25 protein-coding genes are annotated in these 23,701 nt (G+C 72.0%); 11 read left to right on the top strand and 14 right to left on the bottom strand.

What is annotated here, in order from left to right; genetic code table 11:
• Window positions 1-18: 18 nt before the first annotated feature.
• Both MTF65_RS00670 and tuf read right to left on the bottom strand, forming a co-directional pair.
• The gene (locus MTF65_RS00670) at window positions 19-876 is read right to left on the bottom strand and encodes a patatin-like phospholipase family protein (protein ID WP_243626169.1); all 858 of its coding nucleotides are present in this window, start codon (window positions 874-876) and stop codon (window positions 19-21) included.
• A gap of 80 nt (window positions 877-956) precedes the next feature.
• Entirely contained in the window at window positions 957-2,138 is a 1,182-nt protein-coding gene (gene tuf, locus MTF65_RS00665) for an elongation factor Tu (protein ID WP_243626168.1), read from the bottom strand.
• Window positions 2,139-2,522: 384 nt separating this feature from the next.
• On the opposite strand from tuf, the gene MTF65_RS00660 reads away from it, so the two are divergent.
• From MTF65_RS00660 to lnt, 4 genes are all read left to right on the top strand, one after another.
• On the top strand, window positions 2,523-3,248 hold the full coding sequence (locus MTF65_RS00660) for a TVP38/TMEM64 family protein (protein ID WP_243626167.1): 726 nt from the start codon (window positions 2,523-2,525) through the stop codon (window positions 3,246-3,248).
• A gap of 48 nt (window positions 3,249-3,296) precedes the next feature.
• Window positions 3,297-4,175: an undecaprenyl-diphosphate phosphatase gene (locus MTF65_RS00655; protein ID WP_243626166.1), complete on the top strand. Its 879-nt coding sequence runs from the start codon at window positions 3,297-3,299 to the stop codon at window positions 4,173-4,175.
• A 360-nt stretch (window positions 4,176-4,535) separates the two neighbouring features.
• Window positions 4,536-5,039 carry a nuclear transport factor 2 family protein gene (locus MTF65_RS00650; protein WP_243626165.1) on the top strand — a complete coding sequence of 168 codons (504 nt, stop codon included), beginning with the start codon at window positions 4,536-4,538 and terminating at the stop codon, window positions 5,037-5,039.
• A 39-nt stretch (window positions 5,040-5,078) separates the two neighbouring features.
• The gene (gene lnt, locus MTF65_RS00645; protein ID WP_243626163.1) at window positions 5,079-6,677 is read left to right on the top strand and encodes an apolipoprotein N-acyltransferase; all 1,599 of its coding nucleotides are present in this window, start codon (window positions 5,079-5,081) and stop codon (window positions 6,675-6,677) included.
• Here the strand turns inward: lnt and MTF65_RS00640 are convergent.
• Window positions 6,616-7,536: a Gfo/Idh/MocA family protein gene (locus tag MTF65_RS00640; RefSeq protein ID WP_243627246.1), complete on the bottom strand. Its 921-nt coding sequence runs from the start codon at window positions 7,534-7,536 to the stop codon at window positions 6,616-6,618. The two genes, lnt and MTF65_RS00640, sit on opposite strands and share 62 nt — an antisense overlap.
• An 87-nt stretch (window positions 7,537-7,623) precedes the next feature.
• Here MTF65_RS00640 and MTF65_RS00635 point away from each other — a divergent pair, with 87 nt between their 5' ends.
• Together MTF65_RS00635 and MTF65_RS00630 are read left to right on the top strand one after the other, a co-directional pair.
• Window positions 7,624-8,148, top strand: coding sequence for a DinB family protein (locus MTF65_RS00635; protein WP_243627245.1), 525 nt, complete (start codon window positions 7,624-7,626; stop codon window positions 8,146-8,148).
• A 186-nt stretch (window positions 8,149-8,334) separates the two neighbouring features.
• The gene (locus MTF65_RS00630) at window positions 8,335-8,871 is read left to right on the top strand and encodes a hypothetical protein (RefSeq protein ID WP_243626160.1); all 537 of its coding nucleotides are present in this window, start codon (window positions 8,335-8,337) and stop codon (window positions 8,869-8,871) included.
• A 58-nt stretch (window positions 8,872-8,929) separates the two neighbouring features.
• Here MTF65_RS00630 and MTF65_RS00625 read toward each other — a convergent pair whose 3' ends face one another.
• From MTF65_RS00625 to MTF65_RS00590, 8 genes are all read right to left on the bottom strand, one after another.
• Complete coding sequence (locus MTF65_RS00625; RefSeq protein ID WP_243627244.1) at window positions 8,930-9,484, bottom strand: hypothetical protein; 555 nt, start codon at window positions 9,482-9,484, stop codon at window positions 8,930-8,932.
• Window positions 9,485-9,579: 95 nt separating this feature from the next.
• Window positions 9,580-10,248: a uracil-DNA glycosylase gene (locus MTF65_RS00620; protein ID WP_243627243.1), complete on the bottom strand. Its 669-nt coding sequence runs from the start codon at window positions 10,246-10,248 to the stop codon at window positions 9,580-9,582.
• Window positions 10,249-10,376: 128 nt separating this feature from the next.
• Window positions 10,377-11,960, bottom strand: a complete 1,584-nt coding sequence (locus tag MTF65_RS00615; RefSeq protein ID WP_243626158.1) for an ABC transporter substrate-binding protein — start codon at window positions 11,958-11,960, stop codon at window positions 10,377-10,379.
• A 152-nt stretch (window positions 11,961-12,112) separates the two neighbouring features.
• Window positions 12,113-12,895 (bottom strand): SDR family oxidoreductase, encoded by a 783-nt coding sequence (locus MTF65_RS00610; protein ID WP_243626156.1) that lies wholly within the window; start codon window positions 12,893-12,895, stop codon window positions 12,113-12,115.
• Between the two features lie 28 nt (window positions 12,896-12,923).
• The gene (fabG, locus tag MTF65_RS00605) at window positions 12,924-13,685 is read right to left on the bottom strand and encodes a 3-oxoacyl-ACP reductase FabG (RefSeq protein ID WP_243626155.1); all 762 of its coding nucleotides are present in this window, start codon (window positions 13,683-13,685) and stop codon (window positions 12,924-12,926) included.
• A 144-nt stretch (window positions 13,686-13,829) separates the two neighbouring features.
• Window positions 13,830-14,213, bottom strand: a complete 384-nt coding sequence (locus tag MTF65_RS00600; RefSeq protein ID WP_243626154.1) for a DUF3037 domain-containing protein — start codon at window positions 14,211-14,213, stop codon at window positions 13,830-13,832.
• Window positions 14,210-15,049, bottom strand: a complete 840-nt coding sequence (locus MTF65_RS00595; RefSeq protein WP_243626152.1) for a HipA family kinase — start codon at window positions 15,047-15,049, stop codon at window positions 14,210-14,212. Before MTF65_RS00595 ends, MTF65_RS00600 begins: the two co-directional genes overlap by 4 nt.
• A 45-nt stretch (window positions 15,050-15,094) precedes the next feature.
• The gene (locus MTF65_RS00590; protein WP_243626151.1) at window positions 15,095-15,709 is read right to left on the bottom strand and encodes a cysteine hydrolase; all 615 of its coding nucleotides are present in this window, start codon (window positions 15,707-15,709) and stop codon (window positions 15,095-15,097) included.
• Between the two features lie 80 nt (window positions 15,710-15,789).
• On the opposite strand from MTF65_RS00590, the gene MTF65_RS00585 reads away from it, so the two are divergent.
• Window positions 15,790-16,266, top strand: coding sequence for a pyridoxamine 5'-phosphate oxidase family protein (locus MTF65_RS00585; RefSeq protein ID WP_243626150.1), 477 nt, complete (start codon window positions 15,790-15,792; stop codon window positions 16,264-16,266).
• A 28-nt stretch (window positions 16,267-16,294) separates the two neighbouring features.
• Here the strand turns inward: MTF65_RS00585 and MTF65_RS00580 are convergent, their stop codons facing one another.
• Window positions 16,295-17,203 (bottom strand): LysR family transcriptional regulator ArgP, encoded by a 909-nt coding sequence (locus tag MTF65_RS00580; protein ID WP_243626148.1) that lies wholly within the window; start codon window positions 17,201-17,203, stop codon window positions 16,295-16,297.
• A 69-nt stretch (window positions 17,204-17,272) separates the two neighbouring features.
• On the opposite strand from MTF65_RS00580, the gene MTF65_RS00575 reads away from it, so the two are divergent.
• Window positions 17,273-17,896, top strand: coding sequence for a LysE/ArgO family amino acid transporter (locus MTF65_RS00575; RefSeq protein ID WP_243626146.1), 624 nt, complete (start codon window positions 17,273-17,275; stop codon window positions 17,894-17,896).
• A gap of 271 nt (window positions 17,897-18,167) precedes the next feature.
• Here MTF65_RS00575 and MTF65_RS00570 read toward each other — a convergent pair whose 3' ends face one another.
• Window positions 18,168-19,493, bottom strand: coding sequence for an ion channel protein (locus MTF65_RS00570; protein ID WP_374207127.1), 1,326 nt, complete (start codon window positions 19,491-19,493; stop codon window positions 18,168-18,170).
• A gap of 262 nt (window positions 19,494-19,755) precedes the next feature.
• On the opposite strand from MTF65_RS00570, the gene MTF65_RS00565 reads away from it, so the two are divergent.
• Together MTF65_RS00565 and hutH are read left to right on the top strand one after the other, a co-directional pair.
• Complete coding sequence (locus MTF65_RS00565) at window positions 19,756-20,295, top strand: nucleoside-triphosphatase (protein ID WP_243627242.1); 540 nt, start codon at window positions 19,756-19,758, stop codon at window positions 20,293-20,295.
• A gap of 121 nt (window positions 20,296-20,416) precedes the next feature.
• Window positions 20,417-22,144 (top strand): histidine ammonia-lyase, encoded by a 1,728-nt coding sequence (gene hutH, locus MTF65_RS00560; RefSeq protein ID WP_243626143.1) that lies wholly within the window; start codon window positions 20,417-20,419, stop codon window positions 22,142-22,144.
• Window positions 22,145-22,147: 3 nt separating this feature from the next.
• Here hutH and MTF65_RS00555 read toward each other — a convergent pair whose 3' ends face one another.
• Complete coding sequence (locus MTF65_RS00555) at window positions 22,148-22,984, bottom strand: helix-turn-helix domain-containing protein (protein WP_243626141.1); 837 nt, start codon at window positions 22,982-22,984, stop codon at window positions 22,148-22,150.
• A 113-nt stretch (window positions 22,985-23,097) separates the two neighbouring features.
• Here MTF65_RS00555 and MTF65_RS00550 point away from each other — a divergent pair, with 113 nt between their 5' ends.
• Window positions 23,098-23,694, top strand: coding sequence for an NADPH-dependent FMN reductase (locus tag MTF65_RS00550; RefSeq protein WP_243626139.1), 597 nt, complete (start codon window positions 23,098-23,100; stop codon window positions 23,692-23,694).
• Window positions 23,695-23,701: the final 7 nt, after the last annotated feature.

Genomic DNA, 23,701 nt, shown 5'->3' with positions numbered 1-23,701 from the left:
TCGTTCACCCCACCATTGTCAGGCCGCGGGACCAGTCCATGTCCCGGCCGCCTCGGCGGCGTGCTCCGCCGCCTGCGCGAGGCCCGCCCGCGCCGCCGGCGCCCGCCGGGCGGGGTCCAGTACGTTGCGCCCGAAGGCCTTGCGGGCCGCCGCGGACGGCGTGATCAGCAGCACCCGCGCCCCCGCCTCCCGCAGCCGCGCGGCCTGGGCGGCGGGCGAGGGGATCAGCCCGGCACCGCTCGCCATGGGGGCGATGATCACCACCCGCGCGTAGCCGGCGGCCAGGTCCGCGTTGGTCGCGGACCGGATCCCGCCGTCGATGAACCGCCGCCCGCCCACGGTCACGGGCGGCCACACCCCCGGCACCGCGCAGCTCGCCGAGACGGCGTCCACCAGCCCGGCCCCGCTCTCGCGGTCGAAGGCGGCCAGCTCGCCGCTCAGCGCGTCGACGGCCGTGACGACGAGCCGCCGATCGGGCCACTCGTGCGAGACGAGCCGCGCCGCCAGCACCTCGCGGCGCTCCGCCTCGTCGGCGGTGGCGGCGGCCAGTGCCATGGCGCCGACCCTCCGCCGGTAGGCCTTGCCGTCGCGCGAGCGCGCCATGGCCACGGCGTACTTCGCGACGAGCCCGACCCCGAACCTCGCCGCAGATTCCCCCGAGGCGTCGCCGAGCTGGCGCTCGTAGAGCTCCCGCGGCGTGAGCACTCCGGAGGCGAGCTGGGCGCCGACCACCGAGCCCGCCGAGGTGCCGACGACGAGGTCCGCGCCGCCCAGGTCCACGCCCGCCCGGGCGAGCCCGTAAAGGATCCCGGACTCCCAGCCCACGCCGGTGAGTCCCCCGCCGCCGAGCACCAGTGCCGTCTCGCCGCCGCCCATGTCCGTCCGCCCCTCTTCACACGCCGGTGGTGACGGCAGTCTGGCGCAACCGGTCCGCCGTCACCACACAGGGGTGGGGGTCAGCCGTGCACGGTGATCACCGAGCCCGCGCCGACCGTCCGTCCGCCCTCACGGATGGCGAAGCCGAGCCCCGCCTCCAGCGGGACGTCCCGCCCCAGCTCGACGGTCATCGTGACCGTCTCCCCGGGCCGGGCCACCGCGGCCTCGCCCAGGTCCACGTCCCCGACCACATCAGCGGTGCGGATGTAGAACTGCGGCCGGTACCCGGTGGCGACCGGTGTCGTACGCCCGCCCTCCCGCGCGGAGAGCACGTACACCTGGGCGGTGAAACGCCGGCGCGGCTCCACGCTTCCGGGGGCGGCGACCACGTGTCCGCGGCGCACCCCGTCGCGCGGCACCCCGCGCAGCAGCAGCGCCACGTTGTCCCCGGCCTCGGCGGACTCCATCGGCTTACCGAAGGTCTCCAGACCGGTCACGACGGTCTCCACCGCCTCGCCGTCCCCGCCGAGCACGCTCACCCGGTCACCCGTCCGTACGCTCCCGCGCTCGACGGCACCGGTCACCACCGTCCCGCGCCCGGTGATGGTCAGCACGTTCTCCACCGGCATCAGGAACGGCGCGTCCGTGTACCGCACCGGCATCGGAACGTACGTGTCCACCGCGTCCAGCAGCGCCTCGATCGCCCCGGTCCACCGCGGGTCGCCCTCCAGCGCCCCCAGCCCGGAGACCCGTACGACGGGAGCGGCGTCCCCGCCGTAGCCGTGCGCGGTGAGCAGGTCGCGGACCTCCAGCTCGACCAGGTCGGTGAGCTCGGGGTCCCCGGCGTCAGCCTTGTTGAGCGCCACCACGATGTGGTCGACGCCGACTTGGCGGGCGAGGAGGACGTGCTCGGCGGTCTGCGGCATGACTCCGTCGAGCGCGGAGACGACGAGGATCGCCCCGTCGAGCTGGGCGGCGCCCGTGACCATGTTCTTGATGTAGTCGGCGTGGCCGGGCATGTCCACGTGGGCGTAGTGCCGGGTGTCGGTCTCGTACTCGACGTGCGTGAGGTTGATGGTGATGCCGCGCCGGGACTCCTCCGCGGTCCGGTCGATGCGGTCGAACGGCACGAAGTCGGCGCCGCCGCGCGCGGCGAGGACCTTGGTGATGGCGGCGGTGAGGGTGGTCTTGCCGTGGTCGACGTGACCCATGGTGCCGATGTTGAGGTGCGGCTTGGTGCGTACGAAGGCCGTCTTGGCCATGATGTCTTCCCGTGTGATCCGAAGCTGGAGACGGGACCCCTGGAGCGAACCGACCCTCCCCCTGTGGGGTCCGCCGGACGATCCGGGAAGGGTCAGCTTCGTGCGCCGTCGAATGCGGCGAGGACGGATGCCTCCGCGGGGAGGGCAGCCTTCGGCGCGTCCGCGACTGCGGACTGCGCTGCGAGGAAGGCGTGCCTGGACATGCCGCTGATCCTGCCGGAGCGCCGGGCCGGCGTCGAATGAATTTCCGTTCGCACAGAGGTTCTTGGGCGCGCCCCGCTCGATGTGCCGGCGCGGATCACGGCACTCGGGGGTTGCCGGCCGTTCGGCCGCATGAGACCCGGATTACGGCGCGACGCCGCATACGTCGGTTAGTCTCCCGGGATGTCCCTCCTCCTCGCGCCCTGGACCCGGCTGTCGCTGCTCGTCCTGTTGCTCGTGGCGGCCGGGGTGGGCGTGCTGCTGTACGAGCCCCAGCGCATCCTCTCGGAGGGCTGGCCGCCGGGGCTGCCCGCCGGCACGGCGGTGCTGGTGTTCGCGGCCGTGTACGGGCTCTGCACGGCCGCCTTCGTACCGCGCCCGCTGCTCAACCTGGCGGCGGGAGCCGTCTTCGGAACCCAGTTCGGCCTGTTGGCGGCGGTCGGCGGCACGGTACTCGGCGCCGGGATCGCCTTCGGACTCGGCCGGATCATGGGCCAGGAGGCGCTGCGCCCGTTCCTGCGCGGCCGCTGGCTGAAGGCGGCCGACGGCCAGCTCAGCCGGCACGGCTTCCGTTCGATGCTCGCGGTGCGGATCTTCCCCGGGCTTCCCTTCGCGGCCGCCAACTACTGCGCGGCGGTCTCGCGCTGCGGCTGGCTCCCCTTCCTCCTCGCCACCGCGATCGGCACCGTGCCGAACACGGCCGCGTACGTGATCGCGGGGGCCAGCGCCTCCTCCCCGGGCTCCCCCGCGTTCCTCGCCGCGTTCGGTTTCATCGCCGTCTCCGCGGCGGTCGCCGCGGCCGTCGCCTGGCGCAAGCGGCACGCGCTGGCTCCGGCCGCTCCGCGCGAGGTGGCGGCCGAGAACCCCCAGCACCCCCCTGTGGTCACGGCCGCTTCCCACGGGCCCTAGCATCGGACGCGAACTGCCCGACGATCACAAGGACGAGCGCACCCCGACATGAGCTGGTTCGAATCCCTAATCCTCGGTCTCGTCCAGGGGCTTACGGAGTTCCTCCCGATCTCCTCCAGCGCCCACCTGCGGCTGACCGCGGCGTTCGCCGGCTGGCACGATCCAGGAGCGGCCTTCACCGCCATCACCCAGATCGGCACCGAGGCCGCCGTGCTGATCTATTTCCGCAAGGACATCGCGCGGATCATCTCCACCTGGTTCCGGTCGCTGTACACCAAGGCGCTGCGCTCCGAGCAGGACGCGAAGATGGGCTGGCTGGTGATCGTCGGCTCCATCCCGATCGGTGTCCTCGGCCTCGTCTTCAAGGACGCGATCGTGGGCCCGGCCCGCGACCTGCGGCTGACGGCCACCACCCTCGTGGTGATGGGCATCGTGCTGGGCGTCGCCGACCGGCTGGCCGCGCGCGACGAGGAGGGCGGCCGGCACCGGGCGATCCGCGAGCGCAAGACGCTCAAGGAGCTGGGCGTCAAGGACGGTCTGATCTTCGGTGTCTGCCAGGCGATGGCCCTGATCCCGGGCGTCTCCCGCTCCGGCGCGACGATCTCCGGCGGTCTGCTGCTGGGCTTCACCCGAGAGGCCGCGGCGCGTTACTCCTTCCTCCTCGCCATCCCGGCCGTGCTGGCCTCGGGCGCGTTCGAGATCAAGGACGTGGTCGAGACCCCGGGCCACATCTCCTGGGGTCCGACGATCTTCGCCACGGTCATCGCCTTCTTCGTGGGGTATGTCGTGATCGCGTGGTTCATGAAGTTCATCTCGACGAAGAGCTTCATGCCGTTCGTGATCTACCGGATCCTCCTGGGCATCCTCCTGTTCGTGCTGATCGGCACGGACGTGCTGAGCCCGCACGCGGGTGATTCCGGCTCGTAGCAGGACCCCGCCCCACGTCTTCAGGTGAACCGCGGGCCGCTCGGGAACGTTCCCGGGCGGCCTGCGCGTCGTTGTGCCTGGAGAGACCTGAAGGCGAGCATCAGGGGGTGTCCCATGGGTCGAGTGGTGTTGGAGCGTTTTCCGGCCGGTAGTCCGAGGGGAAGCTGGCCGGCCGAGGAGTACGCCGCGGAGCGCATGCGGGAGGGCGTACCGGCCGAGGTGGTGATGGATCTCGCCACCGACGCGTTCCTGGTCGTGGTCCGGCAGCGGGAGGCGCATTCCGGTCACTGAGCGCGGCCGCGGAGATCCATCACGCGCACGCCCCTTGGCCTGGGCGCCCCGCACCCCCACACTGACCCGATGACGCAGCGTGTGGACCTCGCGACGGTAATGGACCGACTGGCCATCGACGAGGTGGTCACGGGGTACGCGATGGCCGTGGACGACGGGGACTGGGCCGCGTACCGAGCCCTGTTCACCCCGGCCGGCCGGGCCGACTACAGCTCGGCGGGCGGAGTCGAGGGGCCCGCCGGGGAGGTCGCCGACTGGCTCGCGGAGACGATGCGGCTGTTCCCCGTACGCCAGCACCTGATCGTCAACCGGCTGATCCGGCTGGAGGATCTGGGCGGTTCGCCCGGGGACTCGGCCGAGGTCCGGGCGGATTTCGTGAATCCGATGCGGCTGGCCGGCCCGGGATCCGGGGCTGGGGCCGGGGCCGAGTCCGACGGCCTTTCCGACGGCGCCGTCACCGCCCCCGACTTCGTCGCCGCCGGGCGCTACACCTTCGCGCTCGCCCGCACCCGCGACTGCTGGCGGCTCACCCGCGTCACCGTCCACGAGAAATGGCGGCACATGTCCGGCTGATCCGGCCCGGCCGTCCCACACTGGAAGCGGAGGCGCCTCATGGTCTCGAAACCGGCCGGGTGGTGGCGTGCGGCGGCAGCCGTGGCCGCGGGAGCACTGCCCTGTCTCGCCTTCCCCGCGCCCGCGCTGTGGTGGTTCGCCTACGTGGCCCTCGTGCCCTGGATGCTGCTGCTGAGGTCGGCTGCCACCGGGCGGCGCGCGGCCCTGGAGGGCTGGCTCGGCGGCGCCGGGTTCATCCTGGCCGTCCACCACTGGCTGCTGCCCAACCTGCACGTGTTCCTGCTCCCGCTGGCCGCGCTGCTGGGGCTGCTCTGGATCCCGTGGGCCCTGCTGGTCCAGGAGTTGCTCGGCGGGGTCCCCGCCGCGGGGCGGGCGGGGGCCGCGCTGGTCCTCGTACCGGCGGGCTGGCTGCTGGCGGAGCTGGCCCGGTCGTGGCAGGGGCTGGGCGGGCCGTGGGGGCTGCTGGGGGCCAGCCAGTGGCAGGTGCCGCCGGCGCTGCGGCTGGCCTCGGTGGGCGGGGTGTGGCTGGTGAGCCTGCTGGTGGTGGCGGTGAACTGCGCGCTGGTGCTGTTGATCGCGGCGCCCGGGGCACGGGTCCCGGCGGTGGCCGGGGTGACGGGGTGCGCGGTGCTGACGGGCGTGGTGTGGCTGTGGGCGCCCCGGCCCGAGGTGTCGGGCGGGCTGCGCGTGGCCGTCGTACAGCCGGGGCTGATGAGGGAGCCGACCGAGGGCACGGCGGACACGCTGGGCACCGAGGGCACGGGCAGCGCGGAGCGGCGGTTCGCGGTCGGGGAGCGGCTGACGCGGGCCCTCGCGGGGCAGCACCCGGACCTGGTGGTGTGGGGCGAGAGCAGCGTCGGCACGGATCTGGCGGCCCGCCCCGACCTGGCCCGGCGGCTGGCCTCGCTATCGGCGGAGGTCGGGGCTCCGCTTCTGGTCAACGTGGACGCCCGCCGGTCGCCGGCCGAGGCCGCCGCCCCCGGCATCTACAAATCCGCGGTGCTGATCGGCCCCCAGGGCCCCACCGGCGCCCGGTACGACAAGATGCGCCTAGTGCCCTTCGGTGAGTACATACCGGCCCGCTCCGTGCTCGGCTGGGTCACCTCGGTCGGGAGGGCCGCCGGCGAGGACCGCGTGCGCGGCGGCTCTCCGGTGGTCATGGACCTGCCGGGGCGGCCGGACGTACGCCTGGGCCCGCTGGTCTGCTTCGAATCCGCCTTCCCCGACATGAGCCGGCACCTCACCCGTGACGGTACCGGTCTGCTCGTCGTCCAGTCGGCGACCTCCACCTTCCAGGACAGCTGGGCACCGGCCCAGCACGCCTCGCTCGCCGCGCTGCGCGCCGCCGAGAGCGGCCGTCCCGTCGTGCACGCCACCCTCACCGGTGTGAGCACGGTGCACGGACCGTCCGGGGAGCGGATCGGCGCCGACCTGCCCACCTCGGCGAGCACGGCGGCCGTCTACGAGGTCCCGCTCTCCCGAAGCACGACGCCGTACGTCCGCTTCGGGGACTGGCCGGTGGGCGCGGCCCTCGCCGCGCTGGCGGCCTACTGCGCGGCGGAGGGTGTCCGTTCGCTCAGGACGGGGAGGCCTGCTCCAGAGCCGACAGCACCACGCGCTCGCACAACTCGTGGGTGAGCAGCGCGTCCCGGGCGCTGACTGTCCTGCCCGCGCCGACCGACTCCAGGAAGGCGTCCACGACCTGTTCGATGCCGCGCTGGCGGGCGACCGGCACCCAGTCCCCGCGCCGCCGAACGGTCGGCTGGCCCTTGTGGTCGATGATCTCGGCCAGGTTGACGACCTGCCGTTTGGTGTCCTGTCCGGAGACCTCCAAGATCTCCTCGGTGGAGCCGGACAGCCGGTTCATGATGCCGAGCGCGGTGAACCCCCCTCCGGCCCGGCCGGACATCAGGAGCACCACCTGATGCATGAGTCCCTCGCGCACCACGGCCCGTACGTCGATGTGGTCGGCCTCGCCGGGCAGCAGGAAGCGCAGGGTGTCGACGACGTGGATGAAGTCGTCCAGGACGAGGGTGCGCGGGTCCTCGGGCAGGCCGACCCGGTTCTTCTGCATCACGATCAGCTCGCGCGGGTGGTCGGCGCACTGCGCGTAGCCGGGCGCGTAACGGCGGTTGAAGCCGACGAAGAGGGAGACCCCGCGCTCCTCGGCCAGTTCCACCAGCCGCCGCGAGTCGGCGAGCTCGTAGGCGAGCGGCTTGTCCACGTACGTCGGTACGCCGGCCTCCAACAGCCGTTCCACGATCGCGGGGTGGGCGTCGGTGGGGGCGTGCACGAAGGCCGCGTCGAGGCCCGCGGCGAGGAGTCCGTCCAGATCGGTGTGCAGCCGTCCGGCCGGGACGCGGTGGATCCCGCCGATCCGTTCCAGCGTGGCGGGGGTGCGGGTCTGCAGGTGCAGCTCGATCCCCGGGCGGGTGGTGAGGACGGGCAGGTACGCCTTCTGGGCGATGTCGCCGAGTCCGATGACGCCGACCTTCACCGGGAGCCTCCAGGGTTGTTCCATAGGGGACTTCAGGAGCTTAATCCCTGGTGGCGGGGGGCCGGGTCGCCGAGGATGGGGGTCATGATGACCACGTCTTCCGGATCACACCGCACCGAACCCTCCACCACCGCCGACGAGCGGGACATGCTGGACGGATGGCTCGACTACCACCGCAGCACCCTGGCCTGGAAATGTGAGGGGCTCGGCGACGAGCAGCTGCGCCGTGCCGTCCTCGCCCCTTCCGAACTCAGCCTGTTGGGGCTCATACGGCACATGGCGGAGGTGGAGCGGTACTGGTTCCGGGAGATCATGCTGGGCGAGGAGCTGCCCGAGCTGTACTGCACGAGGGAAGACCCGGACGGCGACTTCCACTTCAGCGACAAGGACACCTGGGCGGACGCCGAGCGGGTCTGGCAGACCGAGGTGGAACTGGCCCGGCAGGCCGCGGCCGGCCGCTCCCTGGATCTGGAGTCGCGGGCCGAGAGCCACCACCGCGGCGAGGTGTTCAGCCTTCGCTGGGTCTACACGCACATGATCGAGGAGTACGCGCGCCACAACGGCCACGCGGATCTGCTGCGCGAGCAGCTCGACGGTTCCACCGGCGACTGACACAGGTCCACCTGCGGGCGGCCGTCACCCGTGCGGGGGCAATATCGGCCGCGGGTTTTCGCAACGGGGTCCTTCCACAGCAGAGTTGCGCGAGTGCATCCAACCCGAACCACGACAACGCTGCTGCTCGGAGTCGCCTGTGCCGTCTCGGCCGTCTCCGGTTGTGTGAACGTACCCCCTGCTCCGATGCCGCCCGCGGGGGCCCCGTCCTCGGGGGCGCCGCCGCACCACGAGCCGCGCGGCGGGCCGGGGGCCGCGCCGGTGATCGTCCAGGCGCCCGCCCTGGAGGCGCTGAAGGCCGTGGACGCGGCGCCGGAGCGGCCCGGGCACCCTGAGGCGTCCGCGGCCGCCTCAGGCGCCGGGACGGGCGCCGCCGCGGCGGCGGCGTCCACCGGGGCGGAGGGGGCCGTACCGCCGGCCCCCGGCACGGAGCGCGCGGCGGGGCGCGCACGCGGGCACGACGGGCGCGACGGCTACGAGGGACGCGGTGGTCCCGACGGGCGCGGTGGTCCCGAGGCGTCCGAAGGGCGCGGCGGCGCCGGGGGCGAGGGCCACCGAGACCGCGCGCACCAAGGGAAGAAGCCGGCTCCGGAGGTGCCGCGCCGACTGATGCGGGAGCTGCCGGTGCAGCCGGCCGACGTCTGCGCCCTGGGGCGGCGGCACGGCCGCTGGCACCCGGACAGCCCGGAAGCCCGGATCTGCTCGGGCGTGCACGAGGACTGACCGCCCGCCGCCAAGCGGCTTCCGCGAGACCGCCTACGGCCATCCGTGCCCCGGCCCCCTACGGGTGCTGCTCCGGGAACGGGTGGGGCCCCTCGCCCGGTTCCGCCGCGAGCCGTCGCTCCAGCCGGGCGATGGCGGCCCGCACCCCGCTCCCGTACCCGTACCCGTCGTCGGCGAGCACGCCGGTGGCCTCGCGGGCCCGCGCGAGGTGGACCCGGGCGGCCTCGGGCCGGCGGAGCTTCACGTAGTCGGCGGCGAGGTTGAGGTGCAGCGAGGGGTAGAACACGCGGACGGCCCGATGCGGTGCGGGGTGCGCGGGTGGCCCCTCCCCCGGGCCCGGGGTGGGCGGGATGGCGGCGGCGGGGCCCAGCCCGTCGGCGGCGGTGAGGGCCCGCAGATCCCAGGCCAGTTCCTCGGCGGGGTCGTCCTGGGCATCGGCCATGTAGTGCGCGAGCGTGCACCGGTGGAGGGAGTCGCCCTCCTCGCCGATCTCGGACCAGATCTCACCGAGCCGGTTGCGGGCTTCTTCGCGGTCCCCGGCGTGCAGCAGGATGACCGCCTGGCCGATCCTGGTCATGACGGCGTCCTCCGACGCCTCCTGCTGCTCCGTCACCGCGGCCTCCGGCTTGCTCCGCCAGACCTGCTCCGGTCTGATCATCAACACGCTAGCCGGAGGCACCGGCAATGGCGCCGAGGCGCGGTGGGGCGTCAGCCCAGGTCCGGGATCCGCCAGTCGATCGGCTCATGGCCCTGGGCGGCGACGGCCTCGTTGATCTGCGTGAAGGGCCGGGAGCCGAAGAACTTCTTGGCCGACAGGGGCGAGGGGTGGGCGCCCTTGACGACCACGTGCCGCTCCTCGTCGATCAGCGGGAGCTTCTTCTGGGCGTAGGCGCCCCACAGCACGAAGACGGCCGGGTCGGGGCGCCCGGACACCGCGCGGATCACCGCGTCGGTGAACTTCTCCCAGCCCTTGCCCTTGTGCGAGTTGGGCTCGGCCTCCCGGACGGTGAGGACCGCGTTGAGCAGCAGGACGCCCTGCTCGGCCCACGGCATCAGGTACCCGTTGTCCGGGATGGGGAGGCCGAGCTCCTCCTTCATCTCCTTGTAGATGTTGCGCAGCGAGGGCGGGGTCTTGACCCCGGGCCGCACGGAGAAGCACAGGCCGTGGCCCTGGCCCGCGCCGTGGTACGGGTCCTGGCCGAGGACCAGGACCTTCACCTTGTCGAACGGCGTGGCCTCCAGGGCGGCGAAGACCTGCTCTCGGGGCGGGTAGACCGGCCCGTTCGCCCGCTCCTTCTCTACGAACTCGATGAGCTCTTTGAAGTAGGGCTGCTCCAGCTCCCCGCCGAGAGCGGGGAGCCAGGACTCGGGCAGCATCTGGGTCACGTCTACAACCTCCGGTACAGGTTCTTTCCAACTACTTGGCGCGACCGTGTCGCGCCAACTGCTCAGAACCTACCGGGGGCCACTGACAACGCCCCATCCGCCCACCGCGGCCGTCACGGCTACCAGCTGGTCTTGCGGTACAGCTCCCACATCTGGAAGACGGTCTGCGGGTCGAGCGCACGCTCGGCGCCGGCGATGTCCTCGCGTGCGGCGACGTAGAGCTTGCCCTGCCACAGCGGCAGCAGCCGGACGTCCTGGGCGAAGATCGCCTGCGCCTGCTCGAACTCCTTGCCGCCGGCCGCCCGGTCGCTCTCGCGGCGGGACTTGGGCAGCAGCTCGGTCAGGATCTCGGTGGGCTCGTACGGGGTGCCGACCGCGTTCTCCTTGCCGACGAACGGCGCGATGAAGTTGTCCGGGTCCGGGAAGTCGGGGAACCAGCCTCGGCCGAAGACCGGGTACTCGCCGTTCTTGTAGCCCTCCTGGAAGACCTTCCACGGCTGGCCGCGCAGGGTGATCTTGAAGAGGAGGCTCTCGTCGAGCTGGCGCTTGAGCTCGGTGAACTCGTCGGCGGTGGAGGCACCGTAGCGGTCGGTGGTGTACCAGAAGGTCAGCTCCACCGGCTGGGTGATCCCGGCGTCCTTCAGGATCTTCTTGGCCTTGGCGACGTCCGCGTGGCCGTAGGCGTCGAAGAAGGGCGTCTTGTGACCCACGACGCCCTTGGGGACCATGGAGTACAGCGGCTCGGCCGTGCCCTGGTAGACCTTGGAGACCAGGGCCCCCCGGTCGACGACCTGGGCGATGGCGCGGCGCACCGCCAGCTTGTTGACCTGCGGGTCCTGGGGGTTGAAGACCAGGTACCGGATCTCGGCGCCGACGTTCTCGACGACCTGGACGCCCGCGTTGTGCGAGTCGGGGCTCTGCAGGTCCTTGATCTCCGAGGCGGACAGGCCTCGGTAGGTCGCGTCGATCTCCTTGGCCTTGAGGGCCGCGACCATCTTCTTCGACTCCGCGAAGTAGCGGATGGTCACCGCGTCGTTCTTCCGGTTCGCGAAGCCGGCGTAGCTCTCGTTCTTCGTGAGGACCGCCTCGCTGCCCTCCTTGTACGACTGGAGGACGTACGGGCCGGAGCCGACGACCTTGCCGTCCTCCCGCACCTTGTCGGCCGGGTACTCCTTGGGCGCGACCAGGGAGGCGGCCGGCGAGCCGAGGACGAACGGGAACGTGGCGTCCGGCGTCTTCAGGTGGAAGACGACCGTCAGCGCGTCCGGGGTCTCGATCTTGTCCAGGCTGCCGAAGAGGTCCTTGGGGCCGAGCTTGTGCCCGATGGTCCGGATCCGGTCGAGGGAGTGCTTGACGGCCTTGGCGTCGAGCGGCTCGCCGTCGGAGAACTTGAGGCCCTTCTTCAGGGTGCAGCGGTACGACTCGTTCGCCGTGTCCGTGAACTCGCAGCTCTGAGCGGCGTCCGGCTGGGGCTTGGTGCTGCCCGTGGGGAACGCCAGCAGGGTCTGGTAGACGTTCCGGTACAGCTCCCAGGAGCCGTCCCAGGCGGCCGCGGGATCGAGGGTGCTCGGGGCGCTGGTGGTGCCCACAACGACCTTTTGGGCGGCTTCACCCTTGTCGTCCGAAAGCAGGCCGCATCCGGCGAGCAGGGATATGGACGCAAGGGCCGCAGTGATCTGCAGGCATCTGGTCCGGATGAACACGTGCACGCTCCTCGATCAGCCAGGGGTGCGGCAGACCCTACCGCAGTGCACGACAAATCCAATGGGCAGGTTTGGTGAGGCACTTGACCGATTACGTGCGCATTAGGTACGCATTTGCCTCCCCTCGGGAGGCAAATGCGTCCGATTATCGGTCAGTGGACTCCGGCATTGAGGAACATTCCGCCGTCAACGACCAGAGTTTGCCCGGTGATCCATTCCGCTTGCGCGGATGTAAGAAATGCCGCAGCCCCGCCGATGTCCTCCGGGGTCCCGAGCCGGCCGAGCGGATAGGCCGCCGCGGCCTCCTGCTCGCGGCCTTCGTAGAGCGCCTGCGCGAATTTGGTCTTCACCACCGCCGGGGCGATCGCGTTGACCCGGACGCCCGGCGCCATCTCGTGGGCGAGCTGGAGGGTGAGGTTGACCATGGCGGCCTTGCTCATCCCGTACGCGCCGATGAAGGGCGAGGCGGAGACGCCGGCGATGGAGGCGATGTTCACGATCGCACCGCCGTTGTCCTTCTGCCAGGCGTGCCAGGTGCGCTGGGCGAACCCGAGCGCCGAGATCACGTTCGTCTCGAAGACCTTCCGGGCGACACCGAGGTCCAGGTCCGCGATCGGGCCGAAGACCGGATTGGTGCCCGCGTTGTTGATCAGGAAGTCTACGCGGCCGAAGGCCTCCATCGTCCGCTCGACGGCGACGGCCTGGTGCTCCTCGTCGTGCGCCTTGCCGGCGACCCCGATCACCCGGTCCGCGCCGAGCCGCTCCACGGCCTCCTTGAGGGCCTCCTCGTTGCGTCCGGTGATGCAGAGCCGGTCGCCGCGCGCGACCAGCGCCTCGGCGATGCCGTAGCCGATGCCCCGGCTCGCCCCGGTGATCAGCGCGACCTTGCCGCTGTCGATGCCGCTGTCGATGCCGTTTTCCTTGCTGTCCGTCATGACGTACGCCCTGCCTCTCGTGAACTCGTCAGTTGAGCGGGCCGCCGGCCACGTACATGACCTGGCCGGAGACGAAGCCGGCGGCCTCGCCCGTGAAGAAGGCGATGGCGTTGGCGATGTCGTCCGGGGCGCCGACGCGCTGGACCGGGATCTGGGTGGCGGCGGCGGCCTTGAAGTCCTCGAAGCCCATCCCGACGCGGGCGGCCGTCTGGGCGGTCATCTCGGTGGCGATGAAGCCGGGGGCGACGGCGTTGGCGGTGACGCCGAACTTGCCGAGCTCGATGGCCAGGGTCTTGGTGAAGCCCTGGAGCCCCGCCTTGGCGGCGGAGTAGTTCAGCTGGCCGCGGTTGCCCAGCGCCGAGCTGCTGGAGAGGTTGACGATGCGGCCGAACTTGGCCTCCACCATGTACTTCTGACACGCCCTCGACATCAGGAACGCGCCGCGCAGGTGCACGTTCATGACGGTGTCCCAGTCACTCTCGCTCATCTTGAAGAGGAGGTTGTCGCGCAGCACACCCGCGTTGTTGACCAGGATGGTCGGGGCGCCGAGCGTGCTCGCGACGCGCTCGACGGCCGCCTCGACCTGGGCGGCGTCGGAGACGTCGCAGCCGACCGCCAGGGCCGTGCCGCCGGCCGCCGTGATCGCCTCCACGGTGTCCTTGCAGGCCGCCTCGTCGAGGTCGAGTACGGCGACGGCGCGGCCTTCGGCGGCCAGGCGTACGGCGGTGGCCGCGCCGATGCCCCGGGCCGCCCCGGTCACGATCGCGACGCGCTGCTCGGTGGTGGACATGCTGGATCTCCTCGCCCTTGGAATCCTGAACAGCGGCGCCCGATAGGTGAGCAACCGCTTAGTAGCTTCAGCTGAGGAGACGCTAGGAGCCCTGGCACCCGGTGTCAACGGCACCGGGTCCCAGGGCTCCGCGCAGTACGGCGATCAGCGCACCAGCAGGTCGAGCAGCCGCTCCACCTCGGCCTCGGGGTCGGCCGTCAGCCCGGTGTGCACGGGGCCCGGCTGCACCACGGTGCTGCGCGGGGCGATCAGCCAGCGGAACCGGCGGCCCGGGTCGTCGCCGGCCGCCTGGCCGGCGCTCTCGCCGCCCGCGCACAGCCCCTCGACCGCGCGCAGGGCCGCCCGTACCCCGGCCACGTCGGCCTCGGGGTCCAGGGCGAGGAGCTTGGCCTCGTCGAGGTGGGTGCGCGCGGCCACGTAGGACCGGGCCCGGCAGTAGACGATCACGCCGGCATTGAAACACTCGCCGCGCTCCATCCGGGGCACCACACGCACCAGCGCGTACTCGAACACGTCCCGCTTGGTCACTCGCTGTCGCTCTTCTTCAGGTGGGGCTTGGGGGCGAGGCGTTCGGCGAGCCAGCCCGGGGGCCCGGACCGGGCCTTCACCTCGGCCTCCATCGTGATCCTCTCGTGGATCGTGGCCGCGCGTGGCACCAGGGCCTCGACATAGGCGTGGCGCAGCGCGTCGGTGGAGTCGAACCCGGGCTCGTCGACCAGCCACTCGTCCGGGACTTCGGCGGTGACCTCGGTGAGCAGCTCCCTCGTCACGAGCGGGGCGAGCTCGGCGGCGGCCTTCGCGATGTCGGGGCCGACCGGGGCCAGCACGTGGTCGGAGGCGTTGTAGGGCTTGGCGGCCGCGGTTTCGGCGGTGGGCCAGTTGTGGTGCCAGATCATGGTGGCCCCGTGGTCGATGAGCCAGAGGTCCCCGTGCCAGACCAGCATGTTCGGATTGCGCCAGGACCGGTCCACGTTGTTGATCAGGGCGTCGAACCAGACCACGCGCCCCGCCTCGGCGGGGTCCACCTCATAGGCCAGCGGATCGAAGCCGATCGAGCCGGGCAGGTAGTCCATCCCGAGGTTCAGCCCGCCGCTGGCCTTGAGCAGCTCCTGGACCTCCTGGTCGGGCTCGCCGAGCCCGATGACGGGGTCGAGCTGCATCTGCACGAGCCGCGGCACCCGCAGCCCCAGCCGCTGGGCCAGGCGGCCGCAGATGACCTCCGCGACGAGGGTCTTGCGCCCCTGGCCGGCTCCGGTGAACTTCATGACGTATGTGCCGAGATCGTCGGCCTCGACGATCCCCGGCAGCGAGCCGCCCTCACGCAAGGGCGTGACGTAACGGGTCGCGATCACTTCTGTGAGCATTTCCCCAGGCTAACCGGCCGCCGCGCGCCATGATCCAAGGTTTTTTCAGCGTGGTGCGGACCACTCGTCGATCAGCGCTTCGGCGGTGGTGATGGACGCGACCAGCGCGAGGGAGTTGCGGATCACCTCGGCCGTGTACGAGGCCGGCACCCCGCTGATGGCGTCCGAGGGGACGACGACCCGGTAGCCGAGGTTCACGGCGTCGAAGACCGTGTTCGGGATCGCGATGTTCGAGGAGACCCCGGTGACGACGAGGGAGCGGATGCCGAGGTTCCGCAGCAGCGGGTCCAGATCGGTTCCGGCCATCGGGGACAGCCCGTGCAGCCGCCGTACGACCAGGTCCCGCTCGGCCACCTCGATGGGGGCCGCGACCTCGACCGCCCGGCTCCCGGAGAGCTGGCGCACCGGGAGTCTGCCGGCGGCCCGGAACAGCCGCGCGTTGGTGTTGGCTCCGAGTCCGTCCGGCCGCCGCTCGGCGACCGCGTGCAGCACCTGTACGCCGGCCGCGTGCGCGGCGTCGACCAGCGCGGCCACCCGTCCCAGCATCCCGGAGTCCCTGGCCTCCTCGGCCAGTTCGGGAAGGGCGCTCTCGTCGCCGACGACGCCGTTCTGGCACTCGACGGTGAGCAGCGCGGTGGTGGCGGGATCGAGTTCCGGCATGTCTCCCCCTGGCGTGGCGGCCGAAGAGCCCTCATGATTCCTGACACATAGTCAGATGTGAAGGGGAGGGAGCGGGCCGGATGGACAGTGCCGGACGGACGGACGGGACCCAGCGGCGGGGCCGCCGCATCATGATGACCGAGGAGGAGGTGGACGCGTTCCTGCGGGAACAGCGCACCTGCCGGGTGGCGACGGTCTCGCCGGACGGCCGCCCGCACGTGGGCGCGCTGTGGTTCGCCTGGGACGGCGGCTCGCTGTGGCTGTACTCGATCACACGCAGCCGCCGCTGGGCCGACCTGCGCGAGGACCCCCGTATCTCGGTGGTCGTGGACGCGGGTGAGTCCTACGACGAGCTGCGCGGGGTCGAGCTGTCCGGGAGCGCCGTGTTCGTGGGCGAGGCCCCCCGCACGGGCGAGCCGTGCCCGGAGCTGGCGGAGGCCGAGCGGATCTTCCCCGTCAAGAACTTCGGCATCGAGGAGATGCCCCACGACGGGCGGCACGCCTGGATCCGCCTCACCCCGGAGTCGGTCGTGTCGTGGGACTTCCGCAAGCTGTAGGCCGGGGGGCGCTCGGCCCGCGGGCCTGTCAGCGGGCCGGCCGCAGCTCCTCCGCCGCGACCTCCGCGATCACCGCGGCCACCTGCGACAGCGCCGGGGAATCCAGCTTCCACTGCTGCCAGTACAGCGGCACGTCCAACGGCCGCCGCGGCTCCAGCAGCACCAGCTCCCCCGACCGCACCAGCGGCCCGGCCTGCGTCTCCGGCACCAGCCCCCACCCCAGTCCGGCGGCCACCGCGTCGCGGAAGCCCTCCGAGGTGGGCACGTGGTGGCGCGCCGGCGACGCCGCCGCGTCCGGCCCCGCCAGCGACCGGACGAACGCGTCCTGGAGGTCGTCCCGGCGGTCGAACACGATCACCGGCGCCTCCCGGAGGTCCCGCGCCGGCGCGCCCGTCAGGTGGCGGGCGGCGAAGCCGGGGCTCGCGACCGGCAGGTAACGAGCCAGTCCCAGCCCCCGTACGGTGCACCCCGCCACCGGGTCCGGCGAGGAGGTGACCGCCGCCATCACCTGCCCCTCCCGCAGCAGCGCCGTCGTATGGGACTCGTCCTCGCGGTGCAGTTCGAAGCAGACCGGCGGATCCTGCGGCACCCGGGTCAGCGCCGGAAGGAACCAGGTGGCCAGGGAGTCCGCGTTCACCGCGATCGGCAGCCGCACCGGCCCCATGCCCTCGGCCGCCCCCATCCCCAGCTCGGCCCGCGCGTCGCGCTCCAGCCGGGCCAGCTGGCGCGCGAACCGGATCACCACCTCGCCGGATTCGGTCGCCCGCACCGGCTTGCTCCGCATCAGCAGCACCCGTCCGGTGCGCTGCTCCAGCGCCTTGACCCGCTGGCTGATGGCGGACGGCGTGACGTGCAGGGCGGCGGCGGCCGCGTCGAACGTGCCCTCGTCCACCACAGCGAGCAGGGTCCGTACCTGGTCCAGAGGGAGCTCATTCATCACGAGTGCTAATGCTACGTAAAAATCTTTAGCTGTACTGTCGGTGCGCCGGTACCTACGGTCGGACGTATGACACACGGCATCACCACGGCCGCCCTGGCCGGCTTCGGCACCGGGCTCTCCCTCATCGTCGCCATCGGCGCGCAGAACGCCTTCGTCCTCCGGCAGGGCGCGCGCCGCCACGCCGTTCTCGCCGTGGTCGCCATCTGCGCCCTGTCGGACGCGGCTCTCATCGTGCTCGGCGTCGCCGGCGTCGGCGCCGTCGTCACCGCCTGGCCGGCCGCCCTGACCGCCGTCGGCATCGCCGGGGGCGCCTTCCTGATCGGCTACGGAGTGCTCGCGGCGCGGCGGGTGCTGCGCCCCACCCCCGGCGCGGCCCTCACCGCGGAGGGCGCCTCCCCCGGCTCCGGGCGCCGGGCGGTGCTGACCTGCCTGGCCATGACCTGGCTGAACCCGCACGTCTACCTGGACACCGTGCTGCTGCTCGGCTCCCTGGCCGCCGACCGCGGCGACCTGCGCTGGGCCTTCGGCGCGGGCGCCGCCCTGGCCAGCCTGACCTGGTTCGGCTCCCTGGGCTACGGCGCCCGCCTGCTCAGCGGCCTCCTCGCCCGCCCCTCGGCCTGGCGGGTGCTGGACGGCCTCGTCGCCGCGACGATGGTCACGATGGGCGGCATGCTCCTCGTCCGCGCCTGACCGAAGACGATCAGACGAAGATCAGACAAAGACCGGACAAATCATGGCAAAAGTTTCTCCATCCCCTCCCTTGACTAGGCCGAAATAGGGAGGAAACTCTTCAATACACCGGACAACCAGAGAGAGCCGCACTCACTTCTGGAGACGTCCAGAAGTCCGCGTGACCCCCATCTCGGCTCTGGCCAGGCCCCCGGCACAACCTGTCGGTTGAAGGAGCCCATCGGCGACGGCTGAGGCTCACGGAAACCGAGTGGGATTGTGCCGGGGACTGTCATGTCCGCCCCACGGGACCCTCCTTCGGGGGACCCGCCTTCGGAGGAGCCTCCGAGGGGCCCGCGACCGCCACCGGAGGCAGCTGCATCAACGGCCGCCCCGTGCAGATCAGCCAGGCCGGCAGCACCGCCAGGCACAGCAGCGGAAGCAGGCCGATGGAGGCCGGGGCCAGCATCGCCGCCGCGAACAGGCTCAGCCAGCCGTTCCGGGTCGCGGCCACGACGACGCCGAGGACCGCGCAGGTCACCCCCACCGTCGGCGACACCGCCGGGACCAGCGCGTGGGCCGCAAGCCCCAGCGCCACCCCCACGAACACCGACGGGAAGATGCGCCCGCCCCGGAACCCCGACGTCGAGGCCACCGTCAGCGCGACCATCTTCACCACCGCCATGCCCAGCAGCGCGCCCCAGCCGTACGAGGACGCGGACTCCACCAGCTCGCCGGTCTCCTCCAGCCCCTTGAACAGCGTCAGCTGCCCGCCCAGCGCGCCCAGCAGCCCCAGCACCACTCCGCCCGCCGTCACGATCAGCACCGGGTGCCGCAGCCGGTAGAAGATCCGGTGGGTGTACGGGAACGCGTACACCGCCGCCATCCCCAGTACCGCGCCCACCGAAGCGACCACCAGCGCTGCCAGCAGATCGCCCCAGCCGGGCCGCCCCAGGTCCGGCAGCGGCAGCGCGAACGTCGGCTGCTCCAGCAGCAGCGTGGTCAGCCCGCCCGCCCCGGCCGCCACCAGCGGCGCGAACAGCCGGTCCCAGAGCGTCAGCCCGTCGGCGGGCCGGTCGGCATCCGCGACGAACTCCGACAGCACCAGGGCCGCCGCCACCGGCGTGCCGAACAGCGCTCCGATCGTCGCGGCCGCGGCCAGCATGACCCACAGCACCGGCGGCGACCCCCGCTTCAGCCGGTTGCCCAGCCAGTACGCGAGCGCGATGTTCGCGGCGGTGATCGGGTTCTCCGGGCCCAGGCTGACCCCGCCCGCCAGCGCCAGCACGGCCGCCAGCAACAGGCCCGGAAGCACCCCGAGGGGCAGCGGCGCATCGACCAGGCCGGTGGTCGCCGGGTCCGGCCCGGCATGGCCGTGCACCTTCCACACCACCAGGCCCACCGCGACGCCGGTCGCCGTGAGCACGATCAGGATCCAGGGCACGGAGTACGGGCCGAGCCCGACCGCGTCCGGCAAGGTCTCCCACAGCACGCCCTTCAGCAGATCGGCGAGCTTGGACACCCCGAACAGCAGCAGGCTCGCGCCGACCCCGATGACCAGCGCGGGCGCCACGAGGGGAAGCAGGCTCCACGCCCGCGCACGAGGGGTCACGCGCATAACGTAAGCGGACGAATAGGGCACCGCATCCGGGCTTGCCCCTCACTCGGTGCGCCGGCACGGCGTGCGCCGCCCAGGTCGATGTCCGTGGTCGCGACCCGCCAGGTGAACTGGTTCGACGCGTTGTAGCGGACACTTCGTGCGCCTGCCACCCCGCAACGGCGGCGCCGACACCGGCCGGCACCGGTCCGCACGCCACCCCCCGTTCGGCCGATCCCACCGGCCCGCCTCTGGGAGCGGGGGTGAAAATGGCAGTGTGCCGATGAGGATCCTGATCGAGGGCCGCCCTGGCGCGGGCAAGACGACCGCCCTCCGCCGGCTGGCCGCGCTGCTGCCCGCCCACGCGGCCACCGGCTTCACCACGGAGGAGATCCGACAATCCGGCAGCCGGGTCGGTTTCGCCCTGGAGACCCTGGCAGGCCAGCGGGAGGTGCTCGCCCACGTCGACCTCCCTGGTCCGCCGCACGTAGGGAAATACGGCGTAGACCTGGGCGTCATGGAACGACTGGCGCTGCCGTCGCTACGGCCGGCAGCAGGCGGGGAGGCGACAGGGCGGCTGGTGCTCATCGACGAACTGGGTCGGATGGAACTGACGTGCACGGCGTTCCGGGACGCGGTCATCACGCTGTTCGCCGCAGACGTCGACGTCGTCGCCACGGTACACGCGCACCGCGATCCGTTCACCGACGCCCTCAAGCGGCGCGCCGACATCGAGGTCGTTCACCTCACCCCGGCCAACCGGGACGGCATGCCCGAGGAGCTCGCGGCCCGGGTGACGCGAGGACGCGGCGGGGGCGAGTAGAGAGCGGGTCCTGCCTCCAGTGGCCCGCCACTCGGGCTTCGAGCCGCCATGCGGGGGAAGTTGGTGCCACCGGACCGTGTTGCCGCGCATCGCCGTACGTAAAACATGAAATCTGTCCGGCGTGACTCTTCGAGCGATGTGCGTCTCCGTTGTCCTGCTGTCCGCTCTGGGCGCCGCGCCGTCGGCTGCCGCTGCCGCCGCTCCGGTGACGCCGGCGCCCCGGGCACAGGTGCCGTCGGCCGGTGTCGCCGCCCCCCGGCCCGCGCCGGCGCACCAGGTGGTGCTGGACGGCGACTCCTTGTCGATGGAGGACATGCTGCGCATCGTGCGGGGCGAGCCGGTGACGCTGCGGTTGGACCCGGGAGCGGCCCGGCGCATGCAGGGCGCCCGGGACGGTGCCCTGCGGACCCTGGCGTCCGGCCAGCGCGTCTACGGCTGGAACCAGGCCCTGGGCCCGTTGAAGGACAAGCCGCTGGAGCCCGCCCAGCAGGAGGAGTTCCAGCGCCGGATCCTGCGCTCCCACGCCGCCGGCATCGGCCCCGCGGTCTCCGACGGTGAGGCCCGCCTCGCGCTGGTGCTGCGGGCGAACGCCATGGCCCGCGCCACCATGGGCGTACGGCCGGCCCTGGTCGAGCGCATGCTGTCGCTGGTGAACGCCGGTGTCACACCGGTCATCCCGCAGGTCGGCTCCCTGGGCACCGGTGACCTGCAGCCGATGGCCGCCGCGGGTCTGGTCATCACCGGCGAGCAGGCCCCGGCCCGCTACCAGGGCCGCACCGCACCGGCGTACGCCACCTTGGCGCGGGCCGGCCTGGAGCCGTCCTTCCCGCTGCAGGCCGGCGAGGCGCTGCCCATCATCAGCGGCAGCGGCCTGCTGACCGCCCGCTACGTCCACGCCATCGACCGGGCGACCTACCTGGAGACGCAGTTCGAAGGGGCCTTCGCCCTGTTCATGGAGGCCACCAGGGCGGAGCAGGGCTCCCTCGACGCCCGCACCCATGACGAGCGGCGCATCCCCGACCAGCAGGCCCTCGCCGCGCGGCTGCGGGCCCTGCTGGCAGGCAGCCAGTGGATGACCGACGAGGGACGCAAGCGGCTGGGCGAGGACCACCCGCGCGTGCAGGACGCCGTGTCCGTGCGGGCCGCCCCCCACATCGCCGCCACCCTCGTCCAGACCCTGCGCGAAGCACGCGTGATCGTCGAGCGCGAGGCCAACGCCTCCACGTCCAATCCACTGGTCTTCCCCAAGAAGGACGGCGGTTACGAGTTCGTCATGGGCGGCAACTGGGACGGTGCCCAGATCGGCCACGCCGTGGACACCCTCAACGCCCAGGCCACCGACGTCGCCGTCCTCGCCCACGAACTCTCCGCCCGGCTGCTGTCGAACAAGTGGAGCTACGGCCTTCCCGCCAACCTCGCCCACCCGCCGGTCGGCCTGAACTCCGGCATGGTCCAGGCACAGACGACAGCCGCCGCGCTCATCCCCGAGATGCAGACCAGAGCCGCCCCCGCGGGAGTGCTGTCCCGGCCCGAGAAGGACGGCCAGGAAGACCACAACACCATGGCCATGGCCTCCGTACGCAACCTGCACGACAACCTCGACCGCTTCGAGACCGTCCTCGCCGTACTCCTCATGATGGACGCCCAGGGCATCGACCTGATCGGCAAGGACATGCACGGCCTCTCCCTGGGTACCGGCACCGCCGCGCTGCACCACCGCATCCGCCAGACCGTCACCCCCCTCAAGGACGACCGGTGGATGTCACCCGACGTGGAGAAGATGACGGAACTCGTACGCAGCCGCGCCCTGCAGACGGTCGTGAACCGCATCGCCGGCCCGCGTACATGACGTTTACGAGATGGCCCGGAGTCCGCCGTGGTGCCGGTGGCGGAGTCGGTCGACGGCCCGGGCCGTGGCCTCGTCCGCGGGGAGGAAGACGGCCAGCTCCTGTGCGTCCGAGGAGAGGTCGAGCCTCTCCCGGTTCAGCCGCAGTTCGCACCCGGAGGGGTGGTTGAGCCGGAGGACTCCCCGTTGTGGGACCACGTGACGGTTCATGCGCCGCGTGAAATCGGGGCCCGCGACCGGCGCCAGTTCGGCGCTGAGCCACTCGGAGTTCTCGATGGCCGACGCATGCCACAGGTCGAACACCCGCTCGTCCGCGATGTCGTCCCAGTCGGCGAAGAAGGTCCTGGCGCGGGTGTCGGTGAAGACATAGCGGGTGAGGTTCGGGGCGTCGGCGTCGAGCAGGCCCGTTCCGCTCGTCACCCACTCGTACGCGGGGGTGTGGGCGAGGACGTCGCCCAGCCGGTTCGTCACCATGGCGATCCCCGGTTCCAGGAGGCGGAGCGTCTCCAGGACGGACGGCCGCACGGTGCGCGGCGGTGGCGTGGGCCGGGTGTGGCCGGAACACGCACCGCCGGTGATCTTCGCGAGGTATCGCAGGTGATTGCGCTCGGAGGCGTCGAGGCTGAGGGCGTCGGCGAGCGCGTTCACCACCGCCCCCGAGGGATTGCGGTCCCGGCCCTGTTCGATGCGGGTCAGGTACTCGACGCTGATACCGGCCCGCGCGGCCAGATCCAGGCGGCGCAGGCCCGGTGACCGGCGGCGGCCGCGCTCGGGCAGTCCCAGCGATTCCGGCTGGACGCTGTCCCGCTTGCCCCGGACGAAGTCTCCCAACGGCGTACCCATGGCCTGAGGATATGACAGGGCCCGGTGCCCGGGCAGTGCCTCAGGGTGGCCCTGCGGGGGCCAGCCTGAGCACGGTCTGGTTACGGCCACGGCGCTGCCCGATCGTGGTGGGCATGGACAACAACAAGCACAAGCTGGTGGTCATCGTCGGAAGCGTCCGCGAGGGGCGGTTCGGCCCCGTGGTGGGCTCGTGGGTCGCCGAACAGGCCGAAACCCACGGCGCGTTCGAGGTGGAGGTCGTCGACCTGGCCGAGATCGACATCCCGCTGGCACTGCCCGCGGCATCCCCGAAGTTCGCGGGCGAGGACTACCCCCGCCCGGCGGGAATGGCGGCGCTGACCTCGGCACTGGAGAGCGCGGACGCGTTCATCGTGGTCACCCCGGAGTACAACCACAGCTACCCGGCCTCGCTGAAGGCGGCCATCGACTGGCACTTCAGCCAGTGGACGGCCAAGCCCGTCGCGTTCGTCAGCTACGGCGGCGCCGCAGGTGGCCGGCACGCCGTGCTGCACCTGGAGAACGTGCTGACCGAACTGCACGCGGTGACCATCCGAGACGGCCTCGCCTTCCCGAACTACTTCACCGCCTGGCAGGACGGCCGCCCGCTCGATTCCCAAGCACCCGTATACGCCAAGACCCTGCTGGAACAGTTGGCCTGGTGGGCCGGCGCCCTCCGCACGGCACGCGCCACCGCGCCCTACCCGGCATGAGGACGGC

Source organism: Streptomyces sp. APSN-46.1 (genome assembly GCF_022815725.1).
Taxonomy (GTDB): domain Bacteria; phylum Actinomycetota; class Actinomycetes; order Streptomycetales; family Streptomycetaceae; genus Streptomyces.
The sequence above is the reverse complement of the archived record's forward strand: the minus strand, read 5'-3'. Positions and strand labels throughout refer to the sequence as shown.

Coding starts and splice junctions, on each gene's coding strand:
- MTF65_RS00670 (WP_243626169.1), bottom strand. CDS start 876: ATGGGCGGCGGCGAGACGGCACTGGTGCTCGGCGGCGGGGGACTCACC.
- tuf (WP_243626168.1), bottom strand. CDS start 2,138: ATGGCCAAGACGGCCTTCGTACGCACCAAGCCGCACCTCAACATCGGC.
- MTF65_RS00660 (WP_243626167.1), top strand. CDS start 2,523: ATGTCCCTCCTCCTCGCGCCCTGGACCCGGCTGTCGCTGCTCGTCCTG.
- MTF65_RS00655 (WP_243626166.1), top strand. CDS start 3,297: ATGAGCTGGTTCGAATCCCTAATCCTCGGTCTCGTCCAGGGGCTTACG.
- MTF65_RS00650 (WP_243626165.1), top strand. CDS start 4,536: ATGACGCAGCGTGTGGACCTCGCGACGGTAATGGACCGACTGGCCATC.
- lnt (WP_243626163.1), top strand. CDS start 5,079: ATGGTCTCGAAACCGGCCGGGTGGTGGCGTGCGGCGGCAGCCGTGGCC.
- MTF65_RS00635 (WP_243627245.1), top strand. CDS start 7,624: ATGACCACGTCTTCCGGATCACACCGCACCGAACCCTCCACCACCGCC.
- MTF65_RS00630 (WP_243626160.1), top strand. CDS start 8,335: ATGCCGCCCGCGGGGGCCCCGTCCTCGGGGGCGCCGCCGCACCACGAG.
- MTF65_RS00620 (WP_243627243.1), bottom strand. CDS start 10,248: ATGCTGCCCGAGTCCTGGCTCCCCGCTCTCGGCGGGGAGCTGGAGCAG.
- MTF65_RS00610 (WP_243626156.1), bottom strand. CDS start 12,895: ATGACGGACAGCAAGGAAAACGGCATCGACAGCGGCATCGACAGCGGC.
- fabG (WP_243626155.1), bottom strand. CDS start 13,685: ATGTCCACCACCGAGCAGCGCGTCGCGATCGTGACCGGGGCGGCCCGG.
- MTF65_RS00595 (WP_243626152.1), bottom strand. CDS start 15,049: ATGCTCACAGAAGTGATCGCGACCCGTTACGTCACGCCCTTGCGTGAG.
- MTF65_RS00590 (WP_243626151.1), bottom strand. CDS start 15,709: ATGCCGGAACTCGATCCCGCCACCACCGCGCTGCTCACCGTCGAGTGC.
- MTF65_RS00585 (WP_243626150.1), top strand. CDS start 15,790: ATGGACAGTGCCGGACGGACGGACGGGACCCAGCGGCGGGGCCGCCGC.
- MTF65_RS00580 (WP_243626148.1), bottom strand. CDS start 17,203: ATGAATGAGCTCCCTCTGGACCAGGTACGGACCCTGCTCGCTGTGGTG.
- MTF65_RS00575 (WP_243626146.1), top strand. CDS start 17,273: ATGACACACGGCATCACCACGGCCGCCCTGGCCGGCTTCGGCACCGGG.
- MTF65_RS00570 (WP_374207127.1), bottom strand. CDS start 19,493: ATGCGCGTGACCCCTCGTGCGCGGGCGTGGAGCCTGCTTCCCCTCGTG.
- MTF65_RS00565 (WP_243627242.1), top strand. CDS start 19,756: ATGAGGATCCTGATCGAGGGCCGCCCTGGCGCGGGCAAGACGACCGCC.
- MTF65_RS00555 (WP_243626141.1), bottom strand. CDS start 22,984: ATGGGTACGCCGTTGGGAGACTTCGTCCGGGGCAAGCGGGACAGCGTC.
- MTF65_RS00550 (WP_243626139.1), top strand. CDS start 23,098: ATGGACAACAACAAGCACAAGCTGGTGGTCATCGTCGGAAGCGTCCGC.